Source organism: Pseudomonas sp. (assembly GCF_049645325.1).
Lineage (GTDB): Bacteria > Pseudomonadota > Gammaproteobacteria > Pseudomonadales > Pseudomonadaceae > Aquipseudomonas.
The window spans coordinates 21602-28404 of the sequence record NZ_JBARTQ010000671.1; the positions used below are offsets into that span (position 1 = coordinate 21602).

General features: G+C 59.6%; 6 protein-coding genes. 1 reads left to right on the forward strand and 5 read right to left on the reverse strand.

What is annotated here, in order from left to right; genetic code table 11:
- Positions 1–11: 11 nt before the first annotated feature.
- Positions 12–872: a MurR/RpiR family transcriptional regulator gene (locus WBB95_RS28805; RefSeq protein ID WP_170039859.1), complete on the forward strand. Its 861-nt coding sequence runs from the start codon at positions 12–14 to the stop codon at positions 870–872.
- A 322-nt stretch (positions 873–1194) separates the two neighbouring features.
- Here WBB95_RS28805 and WBB95_RS28810 read toward each other — a convergent pair whose 3' ends face one another.
- From WBB95_RS28810 to WBB95_RS28830, 5 genes are all read right to left on the reverse strand, one after another.
- Positions 1195–2040 carry a D-hexose-6-phosphate mutarotase gene (locus WBB95_RS28810; RefSeq protein ID WP_424490674.1) on the reverse strand — a complete coding sequence of 282 codons (846 nt, stop codon included), beginning with the start codon at positions 2038–2040 and terminating at the stop codon, positions 1195–1197.
- Positions 2041–2286: 246 nt separating this feature from the next.
- Positions 2287–3633 carry a carbohydrate porin gene (locus tag WBB95_RS28815; RefSeq protein WP_424490675.1) on the reverse strand — a complete coding sequence of 449 codons (1347 nt, stop codon included), beginning with the start codon at positions 3631–3633 and terminating at the stop codon, positions 2287–2289.
- Between the two features lie 86 nt (positions 3634–3719).
- A complete protein-coding gene (locus WBB95_RS28820) occupies positions 3720–4880 on the reverse strand; it encodes an ABC transporter ATP-binding protein (RefSeq protein WP_424490676.1) in 1161 nt (386 codons plus the stop codon).
- Positions 4881–4882: 2 nt separating this feature from the next.
- Complete coding sequence (locus tag WBB95_RS28825; RefSeq protein WP_017139184.1) at positions 4883–5728, reverse strand: carbohydrate ABC transporter permease; 846 nt, start codon at positions 5726–5728, stop codon at positions 4883–4885.
- Entirely contained in the window at positions 5721–6629 is a 909-nt protein-coding gene (locus tag WBB95_RS28830) for a carbohydrate ABC transporter permease (RefSeq protein WP_053257700.1), read from the reverse strand. Before WBB95_RS28830 ends, WBB95_RS28825 begins: the two co-directional genes overlap by 8 nt.
- Positions 6630–6803 lie beyond the last annotated feature (174 nt).

Genomic DNA, 6803 nt, shown 5'->3' on the forward strand with positions numbered 1-6803 from the left:
GAATGGACCGCGTGCGAAATCTTCTGGAACAGATCCGGAACCGCCTCGAAGAATTGAACAAGGCCGAGAAAAAAGTCGCCGAGGTCATCCTGCTCAACCCGCAGCAGGCGACCCGCTTCTCTATCGCCGCCCTCGCCCAGGCCGCTTCGGTCAGTGAACCGACGGTCAACCGTTTCTGCCGTTCGTTCGGCGTCAGCGGTTACCCTGAACTTAAATTGCAACTGGCGCAAAGCCTCGCCAGTGGTGCTGCGTATGTCAGCCGCGCCGTGGAGGCCGATGATAACCCTGAGGCCTACACGCAGAAGATCTTTGGCAGCGCGATTGCGTCCCTGGACAGCGCCTGCCAGGCCCTGGACCCGGCCCTGATCAGCAAGGCCGTGGACCTGTTGATCCAGGCGCGGCAGATCCACTTCTTCGGCCTCGGCGCCTCGGCCCCGGTGGCGATGGATGCGCTGCACAAGTTCTTCCGCTTCAACCTGGCCGTGACCGCGCACGCCGACGTGCTGATGCAGCGCATGATCGCCTCCGTGGCGCACACAGGCGAGCTGTTCGTGATCATTTCCTACACCGGGCGTACCCGCGAACTGGTGGAAGTGGCGCGCATCGCCCGCGAAAACGGTGCTTCGGTGCTGGGCGTAACCGCCGAGAACTCGCCGCTGGCCAAGGCCAGTACCGTGAGCCTGAACATCCCGCTGCCGGAAGACACCGACATCTACATGCCGATGACGTCGCGGATCATTCAACTGACCGTGCTGGATGTGCTGGCGACCGGCATGACCTTGCGCCGCGGGGTGGATTTCCAGCCGCATTTGCGCAAGATCAAAGAGAGTTTGAATGACAGCCGGTACCCGGTTGGGGATGAATTTAACTAGCAGGAATCTCCACCAGCAGTACCGTCCCTATCGCAGCATAAGTATCTACACAACTTTCAAGGCTGAAAAATCTCCCTGTAGCGAAGCGGCCCCAACAAAGACTCCGCCGAGTTCCAGATAGAACCAGGTCGCCTGGTTTGGGGCCGCTTCGCAGCCCAGCGCGGGGCAAGCCCGCTCACTACAACGATGTGTAGATACTTATGCCTATCGCAGGCAAGCCAGCGCCAACACTGGGAATGCCGCGCTGGCACGCTCTGCGTCCGCTTTAAAGTCGTGACGCGCAACGCCACCGGATGCATTCCCACGCAGAGCGTGGGAACGATCATGCACCGGCCCGCGCCTGCAGACTGAGATGCGCCCGCTCCCCCGGCGCCAAACTGGCAGCCGCCATCGCCGACTCCACGCACACAAACCCCGACGCCTCGTTAAAGCTCACGCCCAATAGCGGCCGGCTGCCCGGGTGCCACACCACGGTGTCGGCGCTGTCGCCAGTGTCGATGCACAGCTCGCGCTGCCAGGCGTGGTCCTTGAGTTGCAATTCGCCGTCGTGCTGGAACACCCGCTGGCAGCCGCCATCCACGCGCAATTCACCTTCCTGCTGGCAAGCCTGGCGATTGAGCTGGTCATAACCTTGCGCACCGTCGAGCCCAGACAGCGCTATCTCATCCACGTGACCAATACGCCAGTAAGCGTGCAAAGCATGGCTCAGTTGGCAGGGCAGTTCGTCTTGATGCTCAGTGCCCAGGCGCAATTCCAGGGTTTCGCCCAAGTGCGCGTGCAGGTCGACCTGCCAGTCGCACAACTGCAATTGCCAGTGTAGGCGCACACCGTCGTCGTCGGTGCTGCTGTCGAGGAGTTTCCAGTCGATCAGCCGCGCCCAGCCATGGGACGGCCACGCGTTTTCGCTCGGGTGGCGCCCATACCACGGCCAGCACACCGGCACGCCGCCACGGATGGCGCCGACTTGCGGCCACTTGGCCGCGCACCACAACCAGGGCTTCTGGCCACGGGGCTGGAAGTGCAGCAATTGCGCGCCCTGACGGCTGAACACCGCCTGGCACAGCGGATGGTCGATCACCAACACATCGCGCATCTGAAAGCGCTCCCAGGCGAACACCGGTTGCTCGCGCAGGGATTTGAAAAAGCGTTGCAGCGGATGCTCATGCATGTGCCACGGTCCTGAAATCAATGTCGCTCAACCCTTGGTGAGCCTGTGGGAGCTGGCTTGCCTGCGATGGCATCGCCTCAGCCATCGAGAAAACCGAGCCGCCTGCAGCGCAGGCAAGCCAGCGCCCACATGACCCTCTCCAACATGGCCAGCTCCAACACAAGTGTGCAGTACAGCCGAAAAAAAGCGGGTAGCCATGGCTACCCGCAAAATGCGCACAGAGAGAAGGAGCTTATCGCAACAGCGTTAGAACGTAGACTGAATTTTCAGGCCCGCTACCAGCGCGTTGTCGACGTCTTTCACACCACCTGGGTTGGCGATGTATTGCAGGTTAGGACGCACGGTCAGCCAGTTGGTAACGTGGAAGCCGTAGTTGAGTTCGACGTTGTATTCGGTGTTACGCAGTGGTGCGTAGCCCGCCTGGTCGTAATCAGTGAAACCGCCAGCGGCATTGAGCAACTCAGCGTTTTTCTTCACGTCACTGTTGGCGTGGATACGGGAAACACCGATACCGACGTCATCTTTGGTACGCGCGTCGAATGGACCTTTGTAAACAAGCATCAGCGACTGGTAGTTGTCGACCAGGTTGGTGTCTTTGTCGTGGAAGGTCACGTTGGCCGCGATGTTCAGACCGCGCGAAGCGTCGCCATTATGCGTGGTGAGTTGCTGTTGCAGAACGCCCCAGTAACCGCTTTTGCTGCTGCGAACCCGGAAGGCTGCGCCAGTAGTGCCAGCGTCGTTACCGTTGACGTCTTCACGTACGTCGGTCGCATCGGCCGTGCTCTTGTAGTAACCCACACGGTATTCGCCCGGCAGGCCATTGACCTTCGGCGACCAGACCAATTCCACCGGCAATACGGTGCCCTTGGTGCCGCTGCCGCTGAGTTTGAAGCCGTTGCCGTGCTCAAGCTGCGACGGGTTCTGGTTGTACGCACCGATTTGCGCATACAGCTCAGGCGTGATGTTGTACTTCACGCGGATCGCCGCCTGGCTGACAGGCCAGTTGTACCAGGTGTTTACATAGTTACCGACTTGCGAGCCGCAGAACGACAGGTTCTGGAAGTCGCACGGGAAGGTGTTGAAGTCTTCGCCTTCGCCGAAGTAACCGAGTTTCACGTCCAGCTTGTTGTCGAACATCTGGTGCTGAATCCAGAACTGGGTCAGACGCACCATGTGGCCGCGGCCATCAACTTCTTGAGACGAACTCAAGGTGCCGGCACGCGGGTCGCCAATACGGTCATTGGAGATGTTCGCGCCATTACGGTTAGTGAGTTGGATCTTGGCCTGGGTGTTATCCCAGCCCCACAGCTTTTGCAGATCCAGTGCTACGCCCAGACCAAACTGGTCAGCGTAACGGGCAGTTTTGTCGTTGTTGTAGCCACCGCTAAGGTTGCCACCGACTTCCCCTACGTAGTCAGCCTTGATGTCGATACCTTGCTCGATGAGCTTGGTACGTTCACCACCCCAATCGCCGGTCATCCACTTGGAATCGGCGCTGAATGCATCGTCTGCCATCGCATTGGCGGACAATACCAGGGCTGCAGCTGCTGACAGTTGGCAGATCAGCCGGGTGTTGTTGTGTTGCTTTTTCATCCCTACATCCTCGTCTTTATTGTTATTAAACTGTTTTTATCTAACGCGGTTTACTTTTTTTTAACTAAAACAACAACTTATCTGTTTCAGCGACCCTTGAACTGGGCCACGTTACCGGCATGCCCATGGGCTGGCGAAGAGGCTGCCGTGCCCAGGCGCTCACCGGTCTTGGCATCAAACAGCAGGACCTTGGCCGGATCGAACTGCAGGGTCAGGGTCTCGCCGACTTGCGGTGCCACGTCTGGCGCCAAACGGCAGCAGACTTTGGTGTCATTGAGTTGCACAAACACCAGGGTGTCCGGGCCGGTGGGCTCGGTCACCTGGACTTCGGCACGAATGCTCGAAGCACCATTGCCCTCCCCCGTCGCCAGTACGATTTGCTCAGGGCGCAGGCCCAGAATCACGTCACGGTCTTCAAGGCCGGCATCGTTCATGCTCAGCGGCAACTCGCAACGCGCTTGACCGCTGTCGAGCAGCGCCACTAATTGGCCATCTTTGCGTTGCAGGCGCAAAGGGACGAAGTTCATGGGAGGTGAACCGATAAAGCTTGCCACAAACAGGTTGGCCGGGTCGTTGTAAATTTCTTTCGGCGTACCGAATTGCTGGATGATGCCGTCCTTCATCACCGCCACTTTGTCGCCCAGGGTCATCGCTTCGATCTGATCGTGGGTGACGTAGACGGTGGTGGTTTTCAGACGCTGGTGCATCAGCTTCATTTCGGTGCGCATCTCGACGCGCAGCTTGGCATCGAGGTTGGACAGCGGTTCGTCGAACAGGTAGATCTTCGGCCGACGTGCCAGGGCGCGGCCCATGGCCACGCGCTGTTGCTGGCCACCGGAGAGCTGGCCCGGCTTGCGGTTAAGCAGGTGCTCGATCTGCAGCAGCTTGGCCACGCGCGCCACTTCGGCGTCGATATCGGCCTGGGCCATCTTGCGGATCTTCAAGCCGAACTCGATGTTCTCGCGCACGCTCATGGTCGGGTACAGCGCGTAGGACTGGAACACCATGGCGATGTCGCGATCCTTGGGGCTCATGCCGCTGACGTCTTGGTCACCGATCATGATCGCGCCGCCGGTGATGGTCTCCAGGCCGGCGATGCAGTTCATCAGCGTGGACTTACCACAGCCCGACGGGCCGACCAGAATCAGGAATTCGCCTTCCTTGATCGACAGTTCGATGTTTTTCAAGGTGTCGGGCAGGCCGGCGCCATAGGTCTTGTTTACATTGCGAAGTTCAAGCGTAGCCATGATTACCCCTTGACCGCGCCGGCCGTCAGGCCGCGCACGAAATACTTGCCTGCGATCACATAGACCAGCAGGGTCGGCAGCCCGGCGATCATCGCCGCCGCCATATCCACGTTATATTCCTTGGCCCCGGTGCTGGTGTTGACCAGGTTGTTCAGCGCCACCGTGATGGGCTGCGAGTCGCCGCTGGAGAACACCACACCGAACAGGAAGTCGTTCCAGATCTGGGTGAACTGCCAGATCAGGCAGACCATGATGATCGGGGTCGACATCGGCAGGATGATCAGCCGGAAGATCGTGAAGAAACCGGCACCGTCCAGGCGGGCGGCCTTGATCAGCGCATCCGGAATGCTCACGTAGTAGTTACGGAAAAACAGCGTGGTGAACGCCAGCCCATAGACCACGTGCACAAACACCAAGCCGGTAGTGGTACTCGCCAGGCCCATCTTGCCGAGGGTGAAGGACGCGGGCAGCAGTACGGTCTGGAACGGCAGGAAGCAGCCGAACAACAGCAAACCGAAGAACAACTGCGAACCTTTGAAGCGCCAGAACGACAGCACATAGCCGTTCAATGCACCGATGGCGGTGGAGATCAGTACCGCCGGAACGGTGATCTTGATCGAGTTCCAGAAGTAACCATCCACGGTGGCCCAGGCCTTGACCCAGCCAATGCCGGTGACCACGGTCGGCCAGCTCAGCAGGTTACCGGTGCTGATGTCTTCCGGGGTCTTGAAGCTGGTCAGCAGCATTACCACCAGCGGCACCAGGTACAGCAGCACGGCGAGGATCAGCACCGCGTAGATCGCGATGCGACTCAGGCTGATGGCAGGTTTGGAAGCGAGACTAGTCATTACGCTTGGTCCTCAGCTCGGAGTACAGGTAAGGCACGATGATCGCGAGGATCGCGCCGAGCATCAGGATTGCACTGGCCGAGCCCATGCCCATCTGGCCACGACTGAAGGTGAACGAGTACATGAACATCGCAGGCAGGTCGGACGAGTAGCCCGGGCCGCCGGCGGTCATGGCGGCCACCAGGTCGAAGCTCTTGATGGCGATGTGCGCCAGGATCATCACCGCACTGAAGAACACCGGACGCAGGCTTGGCAGCACCACGCTCCAGTAGATGCGCGGCAGGCTGGCGCCGTCGATCTGGGCGGCACGGATGATCGATTGATCAACGCCACGCAGGCCAGCAAGGAACATCGCCATGATGAAGCCGGACGCTTGCCACACGGCGGCAATTACCAGGCAGTAGACGACGCGATCGGGGTCGATCAGCCAGTCGAGACGGAAGCCTTCCCAGCCCCAGTCCCGCAGAAGTTTGTCCAGGCCCATGCCCGGGTTGAGCAGCCATTTCCAGGCGGTACCGGTGACGATCATCGAGAGCGCCATCGGGTACAGGTAAATGGTGCGGATAAAGCCTTCGCGACGGATTTTCTGGTCGAGGAAAATCGCCAGTGTCACGCCGATCACCAAGGTGATGCCGATGAACATCCCGCCGAACACTGCCAGGTTCTTGCTCGCGACCCACCAACGGTCGTTGTCGAACAGCCGCGCGTATTGCGCAAGCCCCGCCCATTTGTAGCTTGGCAGGAACGTGGAGGTGGTGAACGACAGAACGAACGTCCACAGGATGTAGCCGTAGAAGCCCACCAGAACGATGAACATGCTGGGCGCCAGCACCAGTTTAGGGAGCCAGCGCTGCAGTGCATCGAACGGCGAGGCCTTGCTGAACACAGCAACAGAACTCATGGGAAAATCCAGTACAGGGAATAAGGACTACAGAAGCATGCCTTGTGAGGGGTCAGGGGGTTTCCCCTCACAAGGACCAGCAGTGCTAACCGTTACTTGGCGGACTTGATCGCAGCGCCCAATTTCTTGGCGGTGTCGGCCGGGTCGGCTTTCGGGTCGTTGATGAAGTTGGTC